This window comes from Marinobacter albus, from assembly GCF_030238305.1.
Lineage (GTDB): Bacteria > Pseudomonadota > Gammaproteobacteria > Pseudomonadales > Oleiphilaceae > Marinobacter > Marinobacter albus.
In genome coordinates, this window is record NZ_JASSQD010000002.1 from 421,197 (window position 1) to 440,123 (window position 18,927).

Sequence of the window (18,927 nt, forward strand, 5' to 3'; positions counted from 1 at the left end):
GTCCGGCTCGGTGAAGGTTTTAATATGCTTTAAAGGTATTTGTATATACCATTTAGAAATTACGGTGGGCATTAACAATGGCTAGGATTTTCATGATCACTGCGATCGGCTGGCTGCTGGCGTCGACGGCCCTGGCCCAGGATTCAGCAGAGGACACGGTGGCATCGACTCCGGTGCTGCGCCAGACGCTGGAGGAAAGAATTCAGCTCGATGGGGTGATCGAGGCCGTGCAGAAAAGCACCGTGTCCGCGCAGACCAGCGGGACGGTTGAGGCGCTGCCCTTCGACGTCGACGATTCGGTGACGGCCGGTGACCTGATCGTCCAGCTGGAGGACAGCGAACAACAGGCGCGCCTGCGTCAGGCCCAGGCGGCGCTGGATGAGGCCCGGGCCGGGGCAGAAGATGCACAGCAGACCTTCAATCGCATCTCCGCCATCCGGGAACGGGGGCTGGTATCGCGTCAGGAATTTGATCAGGCCCGGAATAACCTGGCGGCCGCCCGGGCGCGGGTTGAGCGGGCCCAGGCGGGTGTTTCCGAGGCGGAAGAACAACTGGGTTACACCCGCATCGTTGCCCCCTATGGCGGCATTCTCACCGAGCGCCATGTGGAAATCGGTGAATCGGTGAATCCCGGTCAGCCGTTGCTGAGCGGGCTTTCCCTGGAGCAGCTGCGGGTTGTGGTGGATCTGCCTCAGAAATACGCCGACCTGGCCCGTTCCCGGCGTCAGGCGACCGTCACCCTGGCGGATGGCCGGGTGTTGGCGACCCGCGAAATGACCTTCTACCCCTATGCCGATCCGGCCACTCATACCTTCCGGTTGCGGATGCGGCTGAATGAGCCCGATGGCTCACTGTTTCCGGGCATGCTCGTGAAGGTTGGTGTCCCGGTGGGCACCCGGGAGTCCCTGTGGGTGCCGACCAGCAGCCTGATCCAGCGCAGCGAGCTCAGGGCTGTGTTCATTCTCGATGACGAGGACCGCCCCCGTTTGCGTCAGGTGCGGACGGGTGTCCGCGACGGCGATCGTCTGGAAATCCTCGCCGGCGTGGATGAGGGCGAGCGCGTGGTGGTGAACCCGGCGGCACTAGTGGGCAGTGATCGCCTGAGTCGGCCCGAGTCAGCGCAAGCCGGCGGGGAGGAAAGCCGGTGAGCGATGAACTGCCGAAGGTCGGGCCTTCCGGAGCCATTGCCCGGGTTTTTCAGGATAACAAGCTGACACCCCTGCTGGCGGCGATGGCCATCGTGCTCGGTGTGCTTGCGGTGATCGTGACGCCGAAGGAAGAGGAGCCCCAGATTGACGTCACCATGGCCGATATCATGGTGGGTTTTCCCGGCGCCAGCGCCCGGGAGGTCGAAAGCGCCATTGCCACGCCCGCCGAACAGGTGATGAGCGAGATCCAGGGCGTTGAGCATGTCTACTCCGTCGCGCGCCAGGGGCAGGCGGTTATCACCGTTGAGTTTGACGTGGGCGTGGTCCGGCAGGAGGCCCTGGTGCGCCTGTACAACCAGGTGTATTCCAACCAGGACTGGTTGCCGGCGAATCTGGGGACGACGCAGCCGGTGGTCAAGCCCAAGGGCATTGACGATGTGCCGGTGATGACCCTGACCCTGTATGACCCGGCCAACGGTCACACCGGCGAGGAGCTCACCCGGCTGGCCCACATGCTGGAAGTGGCCCTGAAGCGGGTGCCGGGCACCCGCGACATCTACACCGTGGGCGGCGTTCCCGACCGGGTCGATGTCCGGTTTGACCCGGCCTTGCTCGCCGGTTTCGGGCTCACCGTCGGCGATATCCAGAACGCCCTGCAAACGGCCAACACCAGCAGCCAGGAATCCCGTGTTACCCGCAATAACCTGTCGATACCGGTGCAGGTTGGCACCCTGCTGGCGTCGGTGGAGGACATCCGACGATTGGTGGTCGGGATGCACAACGGCGCGGCCGTGCACCTGGAGGACGTGGCCGAGGTTCGCCGGGGCGGCACCGTGGTGGATCAGAGTGTGATGACCGGCTTTGGCCCCGGAACCCAGTCCGGTACAGACGGAAAACCCGGTGAGGTCTTCCCGGCGGTGACCCTCGCGGTGGCCAAGAAGCCCGGTGAGAACGCAATCGACATCACCACGGCCATCCAGGAACGCCTGGACATGCTCCGGAACCGGGCCCTGCCGGCGAACGTGGAGGTCCTGGTCACCCGGGACTATGGCGATACCGCTTCCCAGAAGGCTCGCAAGCTGATTACGGACCTGGTCTCGGCCACGCTGGCGGTGATGATTCTGGTGTTGGCCGCCATGGGTTGGCGGCAGGCGTTGATCGTGGGTATTGCGGTCCTGATTACCCTGCTGCTGACGCTGGTGTTCTCCTGGGCCTGGGGCTTCACCCTCAACCGGGTATCGCTGTTCGCGCTGATCTTTTCCATCGGCATCCTTGTGGATGACGGCATTGTGATCACCGAGAATATAAACCGACGAATCCAGAACTCCCGCCGCGCGGTGAAGGACATTATTCCGGTAGCGGTGGACGAAGTCGGCACCCCCACCATCATGGCCAGCCTCACCATCATGGCGGCCCTGATCCCGATGGCCTTTGTCAGTGGCCTGATGGGACCCTACATGAGCCCGATTCCGATCAATGCCTCCGCTGGTATGGTGATTTCCCAGATCGTGGCCTTTGTGGTCGCGCCCTGGCTGGCGTTCCGGTTGCTGCGGCACAAGCAGGGGCAGGCGGCCAGGGAGGCGGCCGAAGCCTCCAGTTCCGCCGATGGCGTGAGCCCGGTGTCCCTGAAAATTTTCCGCACCCTGCTGTCGCCGTTCCTGGGCGAACATTCCTGGCGGCGACGGTCGCTGGCCCTGGGTGTCGTGCTGCTGACCGGAGCGGCGGCCTCGCTGCCGGTATTCCAGGTGGTGATCCTGAAGATGCTGCCCTTCGACAATAAATCCGAATTGCAGATCGTCGTGGATATGCCCGAGCGTACGCCCATGGAGAAAACCCAGCAGGTCCTGCTGGAAATGGGGCATTACCTGGAGACGGTGGACGAGGTGGCCAACTGGCAGACCTATGCCGGGACCGCATCCCCGATCAACTTCAACGGACTGGTGCGCCAGTACTACCTGCGCAGCGAACCCTACCATGGGGATCTCCAGGTGAACCTGGTAGCCGAGGAGAGCCGGGAGCGGCAATCCCACGCCATTGCCCAGTCTCTGCGGGAACCCCTGACCGACATCGGCGAGCGCCACGGCGCCAAGGTGAAGATTGTCGAAGTGCCGCCCGGCCCGCCGGTGCTCTCACCGGTTGTGGCGGAAATCTATGCCGTGGATAACGAGCGACGTGCCGAACTGGCAACCCGGGTGGCCGAAGGCATGACCGGGGTGCAGGGACTCGTGGATATCGACACCACCCTCGAAGCCCCGATCCGGCAGTGGGAGGTGGTGATTGACCGGCCGCGCGCGGCGCGTCTCGGGGTGTCCCAGGCCCAGGTGGTCGGCGCGCTGCAGACGGCGCTGGGTGGCCGGGGTGTCAGCTTCCTGCACGACGATCACGCCAAGTACCCGGTGCCGATCCGGATCATCCTGGGTGAGGGCGACAAGGCCCAGCCCTCCGCGCTGTTGTCGGTGAAGGTCCGCAGCCGCGGTGGCGAGCTGGTGCCGCTGGCGAGTATTGCCGAGGTCCGCGAAGCGGACTGGATGGGGGCGATCTATCACAAGGACCTGCTGCCGGTGACCTATGTCACGGCTGACATGGCGGGGGAAATCGATTCGCCGCTGTATGGCATGTTCGCCATGGTGGACCGTCTGAAACAGGAACCGGGTGCTCCGGAGCAGTATTTCATCAGCCAGCCACCCTTGCCGGAGAAGGGCGCCCTGAAATGGGACGGTGAATGGCAGATCACCTACGAGACCTTCCGGGACATGGGCGCGGCCTACAGTGTCGGGGTGTTCATGATCTTCGTGCTGCTGGTGGCGCAGTTCCGTTCCTACGTGTTGCCCCTGGTGGTCATGGCGCCCATCCCCCTGACCCTGATCGGTATCCTGCCCGGGCACGGACTGCTGGGCCGGGAATTTACCGCCACCAGTATGATCGGCATGATCGCCCTGGCGGGAATCATTGTGCGCAACTCCATTTTGCTGGTGGTGTTCATCCGGCAGTTGCTGGAGGAGGGCATCGAACTGGACGAGGCCGTGGTGCTGGCCGGAGCCGTACGAATCAAGCCCATCGCCCTGACCGCGATCTCGGCCATGGTCGGAGCCTACTTCATCCTGAACGACCCGATTTTCAATGGCCTGGCGATTTCGCTGGTCTTCGGTTTGGCGATGTCGACCCTGCTGACGGTCGTGGTGGTACCGCTACTGTACTACACGCTGGCACGCTGCAACTGGCTGTAACCAAAGGTGTTTCGTCGGAGGCCCGGGCTAGCGGGTGGGCCAGTAGCGCTGCATTTCCACGAACAGGAACGAGGCGCTCCAGGTGATCAGTACCAGGCCGGTCAGTGCTTCGATGCCGGTGAGGTATCGAAGGTGGCCCAAAGCTTCAATGTCGCCGTATCCGAGGGTGGTGAACGTCGTGAACGAGAAGTAGGCGCAATCCAGCAGGCTGCCGCTGAAATTGCCAACCAGCTCGCCCCAGCCCTCACCGTGGTGCAGCCCGTAGTAGGCTGCGGCGAAAATCCAGACCTGGACCGTGTGCGCCACGAGGATGCCGAAAACAGCAACAATCATGCGGAAGTGGTGGCTTTGCCGCATGCTGGAGAGCAGCCCACTCAGGCGAATCAGCGATTCGTGGTGGATGAGAACGACGGCCGCCACAATCAGGGCGTTGATGACGGTAACGTTGATCAGGACGACATGCTCGTTCATGGCCAACTGTGGTTTTCTCCGGTTGTGTAGTAGATTTACGCCCTAACAGGATGGGTTCCATTCACCTTAGCTGGCCACGAAGTAATGTCCAAACGACTCTTTCCCCTGCTGATTCTTGCTGTTGGCGTCCTCGGTTTCCTGGTCCTCAAGATGACCCGGCCGGAGCCGGCGGAAGTGAGTGCCACCGAGCGCAGCTGGCGTGTGAATGTTCAGACCATCGAGCCGGGGACCCACACACCGCTGCTGCCACTATACGGTCAGGTGGTAGCACCTGAACAGCTCACTGTCACGGCCACTCTGGCCGGCCGCATCGGCACACGCCCGGTGTCCGAAGGGGAGCGGGTAAAGGCTGGAGACCTGCTGGTGGCTCTGGACGACGCGGACATCGGCCCGGTGGTGAGCCAGGCCGAGGCCCAGGTGGCAGACCTGCAGGCCCAACTGCAGGCCGAGGCGGTGCGCTATCGCAACGATCAGTCGGCCATTCGCAGCGAGCTGGCCATCCGGGACAACGCCCGGCGACAGCTGGAGCGCACCGAGTCACTGGTCAAACGTAATCTGGCTTCCCAGGAAAATCTGGAAGCGGTCACCGATGCCCTGGCCCGGGCTGAACTGACCGTCAAAACCCGTCAACGTGCCATTGAGGAACACCCCGCCCGGTTGCAGAGCCTTGAGGCAAAACTGGCTCAGGCTGAGGCCAATCTGGCCATCATCCGGCGGGATGCGGAGCGGTCGCGGCTGGCAGCGCCCTTTGACGGCGTTGTCACGGACGTACAGGTTGCACCCGGGGATCAGGTCGCCCGTAATGCCCCGCTGCTGTCGTTGTACCCGGATCGTGGGCTGGAATTGAGGGCCCAGGTACCCGCCGTGTTTCGCGCGGAGTTGCTGGAGGCCCTGGATCGGGGCGAAACCCTGATCGCGTCCAGCGAAGACGGCGCCCACCGATTTCAATTGTCCCGGTTTGCCGGCACGGCTGACCCGGCCGGGACCGAAGCCATTCTCTCGCTGCTGGGCCCCGGTGCCGGTCTGCGGCCGGGTGAATTGCTGCCGGTCCGGCTGGAGCGGCCCGAACGCGACCAGACGGTTGCCATTCCCTTCAGCGCTCTTTATGGGGCCGATGCCGTCTATCTGATGAACCGCGATAACCGGATGGAACGCGCGGTGGTTCAGCGCATCGGTGAGGCCCGGGCCGAGAATGGCGAACGCTGGCTGCTCGTTGCCGGTGATGCTCTGGAGCCGGGCGCGCGCCTGATCACCACGCACCTTCCCAACGCGGTGACGGGTCTGAAAGTGGAGCTGGCGGAGAGTCGGGAGGAGTCCTCGCCATGAGGCGCAGGAAGGGCATCATCGGGTTCTTCGTCCATCACCGGGTGGCTGCAAACCTGGTGATGCTGATGATGCTGCTCGGTGGCGCGCTGGCGCTGACCCGGATGAATATCCAGTTTTTCCCCACCTTTGCCCTGGACGTGGTGAGTGTCCGCGTGGTCTGGAGCGGCGCCTCGGCCGAGGACGTGGAGCAGGGAATTACCGACCCGCTCGAACAGCGGTTGCGCAGTATTAATGGTCTGAAAAAGATGACCTCCACCTCAGCCCAGGGCATAGCTTCCATCACCCTGGAATTCCACGAGGGCACCAACCCGATACAGGCCCTGGACGATGTGGGCCAGAAGGTGGACGAATTCACCAACCTGCCGGCCGATGCCGAGGAGCCCCAGGTTACCCGGGTCGAACGCTACGAACCGGTGGCCCGGTTGCTCGTCTACGGTGATGTCGCGCGCAGTGAATTGCGGGCGCTGAGTTACCGGTACGAAGACGAGTTGCTGGAACGCGGCATAGACCGCGTGGCAATCACCGGGCTGCCGGAACAGCAGATCAGCATCGCCGTTCCCGTGGAGCGCCTGGAAACCCTGGGCCTTTCGTTGGAGCAGGTTGCCGATCGGGTGGCCTCCATCTCCCGGGACTTGCCGGCGGGGATGATGGCGCAGCAGGACGCCACCCGGGAGTTGAGGGCGGTGGAACAGCGGCGGTCGCCCCAGGCGTTCGAGAGCATTCCGGTGCTCAGTGGCGACCGGGTCCAGTTGCGGCTGGGCGATATCGCCATCATCCGGCAGGAGACGCGGGACAATCAGATTACCCTTACCCGGAACGGCCATCCGGCCGTGGAACTGCTGTTGCAGCGGGCCGAGAACGGCAATTCGCTGGCCGCCGCCGAGGTGTTGGATGAGTGGATCAGGGAAACCCGGCCGACCCTGCCGCCTTCATTGGAACTGGAAGTGTACGACCAGACCTGGCAGCTGCTGAACGATCGCATCTCACTGCTGGTGAAAAACGGTCTTGGCGGCCTGGTGCTGGTGGTGTGCCTGTTGTACCTGTTTCTTCCCGGGCGCGTGGCCCTGTGGGTGGCCATCGGTATTCCCACGGCGTTCCTGGCATCCATGGCGGTGCTCTGGGGCATCGGCGGTTCCATCAACATGATCTCCCTGTTTGCGCTGATCATGGCGCTGGGGGTGATCGTTGACGATGCCATCGTGGTGGGCGAAGACGCCGACGCCCACGCCAGGGTGGGCGAGGACCCCATCTATGCCTCCGAAGGCGCGGCCAAACGCATGGTGTGGCCGGTGCTGGCGTCCTCGCTGACCACTGTGGCGGCGTTCATGCCCCTGCTGGTGGTCGGCGGTGTGATCGGGAACATTCTGGGGGACATCCCTACGGTGATGATCTGTGTCCTGGTGGCTTCGCTGCTGGAGTGCTTCATCGTTCTGCCCGCGCATCTGCGTCATGCCTTTGTCGTGCGGCCCGCCAAATCCCGGACCCCCGAGCCAGCCGCTCCGGCCCGAAACCCGGTTGCCCGGCTGCGGGCGGGCTTCGAACGGCGTTTTGACCAGTTCCGGCAAGGCGGCTTTCGCCGCTTTTCCCTGCTCAGCCTGAAGCACCGGGGCATAACGCTGGCCGGGGCGCTGGCGTTGTCGCTATTGACCGTTGGGCTACTGGCCGGCGGTCGCCTTGGCTTCAATTTCTTTCCAACACCCGAACCCTCGATTTTCTACGCCAACGCCGGCTTTGTTGCCGGTACCGACCAGGGCACGGTGGATCGGTTCCTGGCGGACATGCGCAAAGCCCTGAACGACACCGAGTCCGCCCTCGGCGGCGACCTGATCCTGCATGCGGTGACCACACGCGGGGCCACCCTGGGGGCCGAGGGCCGGTCCCGGAACGGCGATGAACTCGGTGCCATGATGATTGAGCTGGTGCCCTCCGGCCAGCGCTCGGTCCGGAACCCCGAATTTATCAACGAATGGCGCAGTCGCCTGCGTCTGCCGGCCGGCCTCGATAACCTGAGCATCTCGGAGCGGCAGGCGGGGCCCCCGGGCCGGGACGTGAACGTGCGTCTGACCGGTGACGATGCCGAGAGTCTGAAAGCGGCAGCCGAGGAACTGTCCCAGGCGCTGGCCACCCTGCCCGGTGTGCTCGATGTCGAAGATGACATGCCCTGGGGCCGGGAACAGCTGATCTATCAGGTCAGCGCCTATGGCGAGGCGCTCGGGCTGACGACCGCCGAACTCGGCCGGCAGCTGCGAGCAGCCTTTGACGGCCGCATCGCGCAGATCTATCAGGACGGCCGGGATGAAGTCGAGGTTCGGGTGCAGCTGCCCCGGTACCAGCGGGAGCACCTGTCCACCCTGTCGCGGATGACGGTGCGGGTATCGGATGGCCGTTTCGTGCCCCTGTCCCAGGTTATGAACCTCGATCACCGGCAGGGCTTTCAGGCGCTCCGGCACGCCGATGGCAAGCTGTCGGTGGAGGTTACCTCGGGGCTCAACACCCGGGTCAGTACCACCGACCAGATTCTGGACAGCCTTCAGGCCGAAGCCCTTCCGGACATCGCCAGCCGCTTCAATGTCCGGTACAGCTTTGAAGGCCGGGCCGCGGATCAGCGGGAAACCCTGGCCGACATGAGGACCGGGCTGACGATTGGTCTCGGCCTGATGTACGTGGTGCTGGCCTGGGTGTTTGCGTCCTGGAGCCTGCCGTTGATCGTGATGGCCATCATTCCCTTCGCCCTCGTGGGCGCCTTGCTGGGCCACTGGCTGATGGGGCTCCAGCTCACCATCCTGTCCCTGTTCGGGTTGTTCGGTCTGTCCGGAATTGTGGTCAATAACGCGATTATCCTCGTAGCCTTCTACAATCAGCAGCGGCAGAAAGGGCTTGGCATCACCGACGCATTGAACGAGGCGGCGGTGCAGCGGGTCCGGGCTGTGTTGCTTACTTCGCTGACCACCATTGGCGGGCTGTTGCCGCTGCTGTTTGAAACCTCGTTGCAGGCCCAGTTCCTGATTCCCATGGCGACCTCGATCGCCTTTGGGCTGGGGCTGTCGACGTTGCTGGTTCTGTTGGTCATTCCGGCATTGCTGTCGTGGATGGAGCAGTTCCGGGAATGGCGGGCGCAGCGGCATGGCGAGACGGCAACGCCTCTGGGGGCAGAAGACTGAGGGCGGAATGATGCATGCAGGATGAACTGCTACGAGTTCGTGGACTGGCCAAGCATTTTGACAGTGGGACCGAACTGGTGCCGGTACTCTCGGACATCGACCTGACTCTGGGCGGTGGTGGGTCCCTGGCCCTGATGGGTCGCTCGGGCTCCGGCAAGAGTACCTTGCTGAACCTGCTGTGCGGACTGGAGCAACCGGACGCCGGCGTGATCTCGGTGTGTGGCGAACTCTTTAATGGCCGGCAGCCCCGGAACGGGCGCGGGGACAGCCGGCGATGGGCGGACCTGCGTTGCCGGCACATTGGCGTGGTGTTTCAGGAAGCCAACCTGATGCCTGCCATGTCGCTGCTGGATAATGTGCGCCTCAGGGCTGGCCTGGCGGGTCAGGACCCCGATGACTGTTCGGCCTGGCTGGAGCGTCTGGAGATTGGCGAGCTCGCCGGGCGGTATCCGGACCAGGTTTCCGGTGGCCAGCGCCAGCGGGCAGCCCTCGCCATGGTGTTTGCCATGCAGCCCGCCCTGGTGCTGGCCGACGAACCCACCGGCAGCCTCGACCGGCACACCGCGGACGACGTCGCCGATGAGTTGTTCCGGCTTCAGGCAAAAACCGGCTGCGCCCTGATTCTGGCGACTCACGATGCCGAGCTGGCTGCCCGTTGTGAACAGCGCCTGGACCTTGCCCATACGGCTCCGGCCTAGTCCCATGAAGTTGTTCGCTGCGCTGCTGAGCCACTATCGCCGACACCCGCTCCAGTTACTGGCGCTGGCCGCCATGATGGTGGTGGCCAGCGCCTTGTGGACCGGTGTTAGCCACCTGACCAGTCAGGCCCGCGCCAGTCTGGGCCAGAGCGAACGGGCGGTGGCGGAACGTGCCCAGGTGGAACGCGTGGACGGCATGCCGGTGACGGTGGCGGATTTTGTCGCCCTGCGTCGGGCCGGGCACTGTGTCATGCCCTGGCTGGAGGTGGAACGTCCGGCCTCAACAGGCCGGGTGGTGGGTATCGATCCCCTGGCGGCCGCGTGCTTCGGACAGCCTGCAGAGTCCTACCGGGGCTGGGACCAGCCGCTGAATGGCGAACCCTTCCTTGATATCCGGGAGGCGAAGAATCTTGCGGCCGCCGAAGATGGCGCCCGGGCGACCTTGTCGCTGTTGCTCTCGGGGCCGCCGGGTCAACCGGCATTGCCGGAGGCCTATCGCCGGGCGCCCTTTTCCCTGGGCCCCGATACCGGGGAGCTGGGCGAAAGCTTTTTGTTGAACCTGGACGCCCTCGGGGTTCTGGTATTGCTGATTACCGCCCTGTTGCTGCGCAGCGTGCATCAGCTGGGTCTGGCCCAGCGCCGGGACAGTTTTGCCCTGTTACACCGGTTTGGCGTGCCCGAACCGGCTGTTAGGCGGGCTCTGGTCATCGAGATTGTCCTGCTGGCGGCGGTGTGTGTGGTGCCGGGAGTGGCACTGGGCAGGCTGCTGGCCGGTGGCTTGGGCAGCGGGTTTGGTCAGGCGCTGGAGAGCCTGTTTGATGTTCCGCTTTTCGCCGGTCAGGGAAGCAGCTGGCTGACGCCGGTGCTGACCATGATGGCAGTGGTGCTGGCTGTATGCCTGGCCGATCAATTGCATTTCTCGGGGCGTCAGGTCATCAGGAGGCTTGCCGGCCAGGGTTACCGGGTAACCTTGCTCACCCTGGTGGCTGGGCTGGCGCTTGCGTTTGTCTCCTCGTCCCTGGCGTTGACCTTTGTGGCCATCGCGCTGGTGTTTGCCGGTGCCGGTGTACTGGCCCCCGGCCTCATAAGCGAATTGGCCCGACGGTGTGGCCGGGCGAGTGCGGCCCCGCTCACCCGCTGGCAGTGTGCAGAAATTGGCGTGCTTGCCCGCCGGCTGGCATTGCCACTGGTCGCCTTGCAGTTTGCACTGGCCATGGTGCTGGCGGTCCAGGCCCTGGTGACGGTGTTTGAGGCCACCTTTGATGATTGGCTTTCCCAGCGTCTGGCGGCGGACTATTTCATCGAGGTGCCTGCCGGCGCTGACAGCCTGGCCGCCGCTGACTGGCTGGAAACCCAATCGCCACTCGCCGGGAGCGGGCGGTGGCACCGGGTGGTCCGGGGCCGTGCCATCCTGCCGGCCGTCGACGGGTGGCCCGGGCAGACCGTGGATCTGTTTGCTCTCGGGCCCGTCAGCAACATGCTCGGGACCTGGCGTCTGCAGGCGGCAATAGATGCCCCCTGGGAGGCGTTCTCCCGGGGGCAGGGGATTATGGTCAACGAGCAGCTGGCCCGGCGCAGGCAGCTGTCCGTGGGGGATAGCCTGACGTTGGCCCTGGCTGGCGAACGCTGGACAGCACCGGTGCTGGCAGTCTATCCGGATTACGGGCGGCCCGCCGGGGAGGTGCTGATCCACGCCGCGCAACTGCCGGCGGGCTTCCGTCCGGACGGTGAAAGCTTCGCCATCAGTCCCGACACGGCGGATCTGGATGCGGTGACCTCCGGCCTGAAGCGGGTCTGGCAGACCGAGACGTTGTCCCTTCGCGACAACGGGCGGATACGGGCCCTGGCCGACTCCGTCTTCGAGCAGACCTTTCTATTGACCCGCTCCATGACCGTCCTGACCCTGATTCTGGCAGCGATGGCGCTGCTGATCATGGGCTGGGTGTTTTTCACGACCCGGGTCTGGTACTACCGGTTGCTGGCGGTGTGGGGGATGGGCCCGCGTGAGGTGGCCGGACAACTGGTCCGGCTGTCGGTGACCCTGACCATGAGCATCGCGGTGCTGGCGCTGCCGCTGGGCATCTGGCTGACCTGGGCGCTGGTGCATCGGGTCAACCCCCAGGCCTTTGGCTGGTCCCTGCCCATGGCGGTGTACCCGGAGTTCTGGTTCGAACTGGCCGGGCTCAGCCTGATTATCGGGCTCAGTATTGCCGCCCTCATGCGCCGCCAGCTTCGGCAGCCGGCGGCGATGCCGGTGTCCGCCAGTGGCCTGTCCGGGGGTGAACGATGAGATCCCGCCGGATTGTCGCGGCCCTTCTGCTACTGGTTGCGGGCTGTTCCGAGCCACCTGAGCAAGCCGGCTTTGCCGGACTCGCGGAGTCCGGGCAGAGTCCGGCGACGGTGCCGTTTCTGCAGCCGGAGCCGGGTGACCGCCTGACCTTCCCGGAGGATTTTGGCCCCCACCCGCAGCACCGTATTGAATGGTGGTACCTGACCGCGAACCTGGAAACCTCCGGGGGTGAGCCTCTCGGCCTGCAGTGGACCCAGTTCCGCCAGACCCTGGAGCCGAGACCGCCCACGCAGGCACCACCGCCCCCTTCGCGCTGGCCGCTGCAGGCGGCCTGGAAGGCCCATGGCGCGGTCAGTTGGACGGGGCAGCACCGTTTTGCCGAGAAGCTGGCCCGGGGGGACGTTGGCCACGCCGGAGCGACGGCCGAGCCATTCGAGGTCTGGCTGGATGACTGGCAACTGACCAGTGAGGGCGGCAGTGATGCATGGCGCTTGCAGGTGTCGGCTGCGGATTGGTCCTACGACCTGTCATTACGGGTGCAGGGTGAGCCGGTCGCCCATGGTGAGGCCGGTTTCAGCGCCAAGTCTGCCAGTGGCGAGGGGTCCATGTACTTCAGTCTGGTCGATATCGCGATTGAAGGAACGGTAACCGTTGATGGGCAAACCCTGTCGGTCAGGGGCAAGGGCTGGTTTGATCGGGAATGGAGCAGCCAGTTGCTGAAAGCCGGGCAGCAGGGCTGGGACTGGTTTGCCCTGCATCTGGATTCCGGGGACAAGCTCATGGCCTTCCGGTTGCGAGAAGGCGAGGGTGGGTTTGTCTCCGGCACATGGATTCCGGCGGCTGGTGAACCCGTAGCACTGGGCCCTGGCGACCTTATGCTGACGCCGGGAAGCTTGCGGGGCGATATGCCGACCCGGTGGCGGCTGCAAGTGCCGGACTATGGAGTGGATCTGTCGGTGAAGGCTCCGCCGGGTGACTACCGGAACCGCGGGCAGTTCCCCTACTGGGAGAGTCCGGTGAGTGTCACCGGCAGCCACTCCGGCGAAGGCTACATGGAGCTGACCGGGTACGGCGGGGAGTAATCCGTCTTGCTGAGCGCCGGCGGCTCGAGTCCGACAAACAGATCCTGGATGCCCTGGTGCCACTGTTGCCTGAGCGTCTCGAAGTACGCGCAGTGCTCTTCGACCTGCTCGGTCAGGCAGGGCTTGAGGGCGTCCTTCCTGTAGATGGCGATATCGAGAGGCATCCCCACCGACAGGTTGCTCTTCATGGTGGAATCAAAGGAGATCAACGCGCACTGGTAGGCCCGGTCCAGCGGGGTGCGGAAATTGATGACCCGGTCCAGGATGGGTTTGCCATACTTGGATTCGCCGATCTGGAAATAGGGGGTCTCTTCGGTCGCCTCAATGAAGTTGCCTTCCGGGTAGATGTTGAACAGGCGCGGCGCCTCGCCCCTGATCTGACCACCCAGGATCAGTGAGCAGCTGAAATCCACGTGGTTCAGCTTGCCGTCCGGGTTGTCCCGCCGGATCACTTCGCGCATGGTCTGGCCGACGATTTCGGCGGTCTCGAACATGGAGGCCGTGTTCAGCACGTTCGCCGCATCGGTGCCGACGCGGCGCTCCAGAAGGCTGATCACGCTCTGGCTGGTGGCGAGGTTGCCTGCGGACAACAGGACCAGTTCGCGTTCTCCGGGCTGCTCGAACACGTGCATCTTGCGAAAGGTGGAAATCTGGTCAAAGCCGGCATTGGTCCGGGAATCCGATGCGAACACCAGCCCGTCAGCCAGACGCATCGCTACGCAATAGGTCATGAAGCCCTCCTGATAAGGCCCTTCTTCAGCAGCGTAGTCTAATCTCAACATCCGGCGAGGTGTGAGTGCTTTCTTGTCGCATTTTTGAGTTTTTTGTTACTGGCTTCCGGTGGCCTTGGTGACCCAGGCGGTGGTCTGCATGTGCTCGGTTCCACCGCCGCTGCGAACGCCCCGGACCGGTGCCGCATCGAGGTAGTCCAGGCCCACGGCCAGCTTGATGTGGCTTTCGGCCACGTTCAGGGTGTTGACCACGTCGAAGGTGTGCCAGTTGCTGCCGATCCAGGCTTCGGCCCAGGCGTGAGTGGCCACATGATCGTCGTTCGCGGAATGAATGTAACCGCTGACGTACCGGGCCGGGACGCCGATGTGGCGGCAGCACGCCAGGAAAATATGGGTATGATCCTGACAGACACCGGCCCCCAGGTTGAAGGCTTCGCTGGCCGAGTGGGTGACCGTGGTGGCACCCGGCATGAAGGTGATGTGTTCACGGAGATGTTTCATGAGCCGCACCAGGCTGCGCTTGTTGGCGGAGTACTGGCTGGCGAAATCCTTCAGGGCTTCGTCGGTCTCGGTCAGCGTCGTATGACGCAGGAAGACCTGGGGCGGGAAGGGCGAGTCGTCCCGGGTCAGTGGCTTGCCGGTCAGATCGACCACGCCTTCCGCCCTCAGGACAATTTCCGGGACCGCGTCGTGGAGCGTCATGATGGTCACCGGATTGCCAAACCCGTCCATCATCTGGCTGGTTTCACCCGGTGTGTGCAGGTGCCAGTCGTGGACCCGTTGCTGGGGCGTATTCCTGGGAATCAGCCGGATGTACTGGATGCTGTTCTGGACCGTGGTTTCGTAGGTGTATCGGGTTTCATGCTGAATCGTGAGTCTCATTGTTTCCACCCCATGAAGTCGTTCCGGATCTGCCCGGCAATGCCCTGGATGCGCTCCAGAAAATCCACGAGATACTCATGCAGGCCCCGTTCGGCGATGTACTCCCGGTCGCCGTAGCGAATGTTAGCGTACAGGCTGGAGGCCAGTCGGCGGGAGCGCCGGGCGGTGTCGCTCTCGATCTCCTCCAGCAGGCTGGCGATTTCCTGCAGGCAGCCGCGCAGCGAACGGGGAACATCGGGCTCGAGGATCAACAACTCGGCGACGTTCATCGGGTCCAGGTTGTGCCCGTAGGTGTTCTGGTAGGCTTCGAACGCGGCCAGCGAGTGCAGCACCGCCGTCCATTCGAAAAACGACTGGGTGGGATGTTCTTCCATCGCTTTCATGGCCATCACGTAACGGATGTCCAGGACCCGGGCGGTGGTGTCCGCGCGTTCGAGGAAGGTGCCCAGGCGCAGGAAGTGGAAGGCATCGTTGCGCAGCAGCGTGCCGTAGGCCGCACCCCGGAACATGTGGGAACGTTCCCGGACCCAGTCAAACACCGTGCTGGCATTGGATTCGCTGACGCCCCGCTGGCGCAACTCCTTCATTTCGAACCAGGCCTGGTTGATGCTTTCCCAGACGTCCGCGGACAGGTTGCCGCGGACATGCAGTGCATTGTCGCGGGCACTGCGAATCATGGTGTACACGCTGGCGGGATGGCGATCATCCAGTACCAGGAAATCGATCAGGTTCTGGGGCGTTACTTCGTTGTAGTATTCAAAGAACATCTCCCGTGTGCCCGACACCAGGAGCGGAACGGAGAGCTGTTCGATCCGGTCTTCGGGCACGTCGATCAGGGCCATGGTCAGGCTGACATCAAGCAGTCGGGCCTGGCTTTCGGCCCGTTCCAGATAACGGGCCATCCAGAACAGGCTGGAGGCGGCGCGGCTCAGCATAAGTCATCCTCCAGTACCCAGGTGTCTTTGGTGCCACCGCCCTGGGACGAGTTCACCACCAGTGAGCCCTTCTTGAGGGCAACCCGGGTCAGTCCGCCGGGCACCATCTGGATTTTCTTGCCCGACAACACGAACGGTCGCAGGTCCAGGTGGCGGGGCGCGATGCCCTCATCGACAAAGGTCGGGCAGGTGGACAGGCTCAGGGTAGGCTGGGCGATGTAATCCTGGGGCCGGGCCTTGAGCAGGCTGCGGAAGGTGGCGAGTTCCTGTTTGCTGGCCTTCGGGCCAATCAGCATGCCGTAACCACCGGCCCCTTGGGCTTCTTTGACCACGAGCTCCGGCAGGTGGTCGAGTACGTACTGGAGATCCTTTTTCTTGCGGCACTGCCAGGTGGGAACGTTTTTCAGGATCGGTTCCTCGTCCAGGTAGAAGCGGATCATGTCGGGCACGTAGGGGTAGATGGATTTGTCATCCCCGACGCCGGTGCCCATGGCATTGGTCAGCACCACGTTGCCGGTCCGGTAGGCGGAGTAAAGTCCGGGCACACCCAGCATGGAGTCGGGATTGCCCGCGAGTGGGTCGAGGAAGTCGTCGTCGATGCGGCGGTATATGACGTCGACCTGCTGGGGGCCGACCGTGGTCTTCATGAACACCTTGTTCTGGTGCACGAACAGGTCGGCGCCTTCCACCAGTTCCACGCCCATTTGCCGGGCGAGGAAGGCGTGCTCGAAATAGGCGCTGTTGAATCGGCCGGGAGTCAGGACCACCACGGTCGGGTCCGGTTTGAGAGAGGCTGCACGCAGTGTCTCACCCAGCAGATTGGGGTAGTGCTCAACGGGCGCCACCGGTGAGTGGGCGAAAAGCTCCGGGAACAGACGCATCATCATGCGGCGATTCTCGAGCATGTAGGAAACGCCGCTGGGGCAGCGCAGGTTGTCCTCGAGGACGTAGAAGTCGCCGTCGTTATTACGAATCAGGTCAATCCCGGCGATGTGGCAATACAGATTGCGCGGCAGTTTCAGGGCCTGCATGCCGGGCTGGTATTGCGGGTTGGCAAAAACCTGCTCGGCGCTGATCACGCCGGCTTTGACGATGTCGTAGTCGTGGTAGATATCGAACAGGAAGCGGTTCAGTGCCTGCACCCGCTGGCGCAGACCGCTCTGCAATTTGTGCCAGTCGCTGGCGGAGATCACCCGGGGAATTAGATCGAACGGTATCAGCCGGTCGGCGCCCTGGTCTTCACCGTAGACGTTGAAGGTGATGCCCAGGCGCTGGAACAGCACATCCGCTTCTCGACGCTTTTCAGCAATCAGGGTTTCATCCGAGTTGATCAACCACTGCTCCAGCATTCGGCAGTGCGGTCGTACTTTGTTGTCCCGGTCGAACAGTTCGTCAAACAGGCCTTGGTCCGGTGTCTGAATCAGCATGATTCCGTACATCTCCTAGGGCGGTGCCGGCGCGTATGGCACACGGTAAGGTAATCGGCAGCAAAAGGTGGGCCAGTAGTTGTCGTTTTTGGAAAACTGCCTTGATTTAAAGAAAGGAGAAGACCGGGCGTCTGTCAATTCGGGGGGTATAGAAGGACAACAGGCGGCCAGATGGCCGCCTGTTGTTGGAAGGGGGAGCTTACTCTACGGCCGTCGCACCAATGCGGTGAATGCTGACGTCCGCGCCGTTGAACTCTTCTTCCTCGGTCAGGCGCAGCCCCGAGATGGCGCCGATCACGCCGTATACGATCAGGCCGCCGACAAAGGCGATGGCAACGCCGGCAACGGAGCCGATGATCTGGGACATCAGGCTGACGCCGCCCAGGCCGCCGAGACTCGCCTGGCCGAAGATGCCGCAGGCGATTGCGCCCCAGACACCGCACACGCCGTGCAGGGGCCATACACCCAGAACATCGTCCAGGCGCTCGATCTTGTCCTGGGCCCATTCGAACAGGTAAACGAAGATGGCGCCGGCGACACCGCCAGTGATCAGTGCACCAACAGGATGCATCAGGTCGGAACCTGCACAAACAGCAACCAGTCCGGCCAGTGGTCCGTTGTGGATGAAGCCCGGATCCTTCCGGCCCAGCAGCATGGACACGAGAATGCCGCCGACCATGGCCATCAGGCTGTTGACGGCCACCAGACCGCTGATGCCATCCAGGGTCTGTGCCGACATGACGTTAAAGCCGAACCAGCCCACGGTCAGGATCCAGGCGCCCAGGGCCAGGAAAGGAATGTTGGACGGGGCAAAGGCGACCACCCGGCCATTGCGGTAGCGACCGTTACGGGCGCCAAGCAGAAGCACCGCCGCCAGGGCAATCCAGCCACCGACCGCATGCACTACAACGGAGCCGGCAAAGTCGTGGAAGGATGCACCAAACTGGCTCTCAAGCCAGGCCTGGAAACCGTAGTTGCCGTTCCAGATCAGGCCCTCGAAGAAGGGGTAGATGAACGCGACGATCAGGCCGGATGCAATCAGCATCGGGTAAAACTTCGCCCGCTCGGCAATACCGCCCGACACAATCGCCGGTATGGCTGCCGCGAAGGTCATCAGGAAGAAGAACTTGACCAGCTCGTAGCCGTTGCTGGCGGTCAGCTCGGCAGCACCGGACATGAAGTGGCTGCCGTAGGCAACGTAGTAGCCGATGAAGAAATACATGACGGCGGAGACGCCGAAGTCGGTCATGATCTTGACCAGGGCATTGACCTGGTTCTTGTGTCGCACGGTGCCCACTTCGAGGAAGGCAAAGCCGGCGTGCATGGCCAGTACCATGATGGCACCGATGAGAATGAACAGCGTGTTGGCGCTCTCGGTCAGGGTATGTACTGCACTCGTGATGTCCACGGGTTTTTCGCTCCTGATGGTGTGTTTCAGCCTCTGTCGGGCTTTCTGTGCATTGTGGGTGTGCACATAAGCAAGAGGTGTTCCAAAACAATGCAAAATTAGGAGTGGTGGTCAGTTGTAAGTCCTTCGCTGGAGTTCTGG

13 protein-coding genes are annotated in these 18,927 nt (G+C 63.3%); 7 read left to right on the forward strand and 6 right to left on the reverse strand.

Annotated features, from left to right (window positions below; translation table 11 throughout):
• The first annotated feature begins 92 nt into the window (after positions 1-92).
• Both QQF73_RS13450 and QQF73_RS13455 read left to right on the forward strand, forming a co-directional pair.
• Positions 93-1,148, forward strand: coding sequence for an efflux RND transporter periplasmic adaptor subunit (locus QQF73_RS13450; protein ID WP_228743376.1), 1,056 nt, complete (start codon positions 93-95; stop codon positions 1,146-1,148).
• Positions 1,145-4,375, forward strand: a complete 3,231-nt coding sequence (locus QQF73_RS13455) for an efflux RND transporter permease subunit (RefSeq protein ID WP_219867748.1) — start codon at positions 1,145-1,147, stop codon at positions 4,373-4,375. Before QQF73_RS13450 ends, QQF73_RS13455 begins: the two co-directional genes overlap by 4 nt.
• A 27-nt stretch (positions 4,376-4,402) precedes the next feature.
• Here QQF73_RS13455 and QQF73_RS13460 read toward each other — a convergent pair whose 3' ends face one another.
• Positions 4,403-4,846, reverse strand: a complete 444-nt coding sequence (locus QQF73_RS13460; protein ID WP_219868135.1) for a potassium channel family protein — start codon at positions 4,844-4,846, stop codon at positions 4,403-4,405.
• 84 nt (positions 4,847-4,930) lie between these two features.
• Between QQF73_RS13460 and QQF73_RS13465 the strand changes: the two genes are divergently transcribed.
• The 5 genes from QQF73_RS13465 to QQF73_RS13485 are packed head-to-tail and all read left to right on the forward strand — an operon-like array spanning position 4,931 to position 13,403.
• Positions 4,931-6,172, forward strand: coding sequence for an efflux RND transporter periplasmic adaptor subunit (locus tag QQF73_RS13465; protein WP_285368534.1), 1,242 nt, complete (start codon positions 4,931-4,933; stop codon positions 6,170-6,172).
• Positions 6,169-9,333 (forward strand): efflux RND transporter permease subunit, encoded by a 3,165-nt coding sequence (locus tag QQF73_RS13470; protein WP_285368535.1) that lies wholly within the window; start codon positions 6,169-6,171, stop codon positions 9,331-9,333. Before QQF73_RS13465 ends, QQF73_RS13470 begins: the two co-directional genes overlap by 4 nt.
• A gap of 14 nt (positions 9,334-9,347) precedes the next feature.
• Positions 9,348-10,031, forward strand: coding sequence for an ABC transporter ATP-binding protein (locus tag QQF73_RS13475; RefSeq protein WP_285368536.1), 684 nt, complete (start codon positions 9,348-9,350; stop codon positions 10,029-10,031).
• 4 nt (positions 10,032-10,035) lie between these two features.
• Complete coding sequence (locus QQF73_RS13480; protein ID WP_285368537.1) at positions 10,036-12,321, forward strand: FtsX-like permease family protein; 2,286 nt, start codon at positions 10,036-10,038, stop codon at positions 12,319-12,321.
• The gene (locus QQF73_RS13485) at positions 12,318-13,403 is read left to right on the forward strand and encodes a lipocalin-like domain-containing protein (protein ID WP_219867753.1); all 1,086 of its coding nucleotides are present in this window, start codon (positions 12,318-12,320) and stop codon (positions 13,401-13,403) included. The genes QQF73_RS13480 and QQF73_RS13485 overlap by 4 nt, the downstream gene beginning before the upstream one ends.
• Here the strand turns inward: QQF73_RS13485 and QQF73_RS13490 are convergent.
• From QQF73_RS13490 to QQF73_RS13510, 5 genes are all read right to left on the reverse strand, one after another.
• Complete coding sequence (locus tag QQF73_RS13490) at positions 13,370-14,134, reverse strand: proteasome-type protease (protein ID WP_219867754.1); 765 nt, start codon at positions 14,132-14,134, stop codon at positions 13,370-13,372. The two genes, QQF73_RS13485 and QQF73_RS13490, sit on opposite strands and share 34 nt — an antisense overlap.
• A 96-nt stretch (positions 14,135-14,230) precedes the next feature.
• A complete protein-coding gene (locus tag QQF73_RS13495; protein WP_285368538.1) occupies positions 14,231-15,016 on the reverse strand; it encodes a transglutaminase family protein in 786 nt (261 codons plus the stop codon).
• A complete protein-coding gene (locus QQF73_RS13500; protein WP_219867756.1) occupies positions 15,013-15,951 on the reverse strand; it encodes an alpha-E domain-containing protein in 939 nt (312 codons plus the stop codon). The genes QQF73_RS13495 and QQF73_RS13500 overlap by 4 nt, the downstream gene beginning before the upstream one ends.
• Positions 15,945-17,378: a circularly permuted type 2 ATP-grasp protein gene (locus QQF73_RS13505; protein ID WP_219867757.1), complete on the reverse strand. Its 1,434-nt coding sequence runs from the start codon at positions 17,376-17,378 to the stop codon at positions 15,945-15,947. The genes QQF73_RS13500 and QQF73_RS13505 overlap by 7 nt, the downstream gene beginning before the upstream one ends.
• A 199-nt stretch (positions 17,379-17,577) precedes the next feature.
• Entirely contained in the window at positions 17,578-18,786 is a 1,209-nt protein-coding gene (locus tag QQF73_RS13510; RefSeq protein ID WP_219867758.1) for an ammonium transporter, read from the reverse strand.
• Positions 18,787-18,927 lie beyond the last annotated feature (141 nt).

Coding starts and splice junctions, on each gene's coding strand:
- QQF73_RS13450 (WP_228743376.1), top strand. CDS start 93: ATGATCACTGCGATCGGCTGGCTGCTGGCGTCGACGGCCCTGGCCCAG.
- QQF73_RS13460 (WP_219868135.1), bottom strand. CDS start 4,846: ATGAACGAGCATGTCGTCCTGATCAACGTTACCGTCATCAACGCCCTG.
- QQF73_RS13465 (WP_285368534.1), top strand. CDS start 4,931: ATGTCCAAACGACTCTTTCCCCTGCTGATTCTTGCTGTTGGCGTCCTC.
- QQF73_RS13470 (WP_285368535.1), top strand. CDS start 6,169: ATGAGGCGCAGGAAGGGCATCATCGGGTTCTTCGTCCATCACCGGGTG.
- QQF73_RS13475 (WP_285368536.1), top strand. CDS start 9,348: ATGCAGGATGAACTGCTACGAGTTCGTGGACTGGCCAAGCATTTTGAC.
- QQF73_RS13480 (WP_285368537.1), top strand. CDS start 10,036: ATGAAGTTGTTCGCTGCGCTGCTGAGCCACTATCGCCGACACCCGCTC.
- QQF73_RS13485 (WP_219867753.1), top strand. CDS start 12,318: ATGAGATCCCGCCGGATTGTCGCGGCCCTTCTGCTACTGGTTGCGGGC.
- QQF73_RS13490 (WP_219867754.1), bottom strand. CDS start 14,134: ATGACCTATTGCGTAGCGATGCGTCTGGCTGACGGGCTGGTGTTCGCA.
- QQF73_RS13495 (WP_285368538.1), bottom strand. CDS start 15,016: ATGAGACTCACGATTCAGCATGAAACCCGATACACCTACGAAACCACG.
- QQF73_RS13500 (WP_219867756.1), bottom strand. CDS start 15,951: ATGCTGAGCCGCGCCGCCTCCAGCCTGTTCTGGATGGCCCGTTATCTG.
- QQF73_RS13505 (WP_219867757.1), bottom strand. CDS start 17,378: ATGCTGATTCAGACACCGGACCAAGGCCTGTTTGACGAACTGTTCGAC.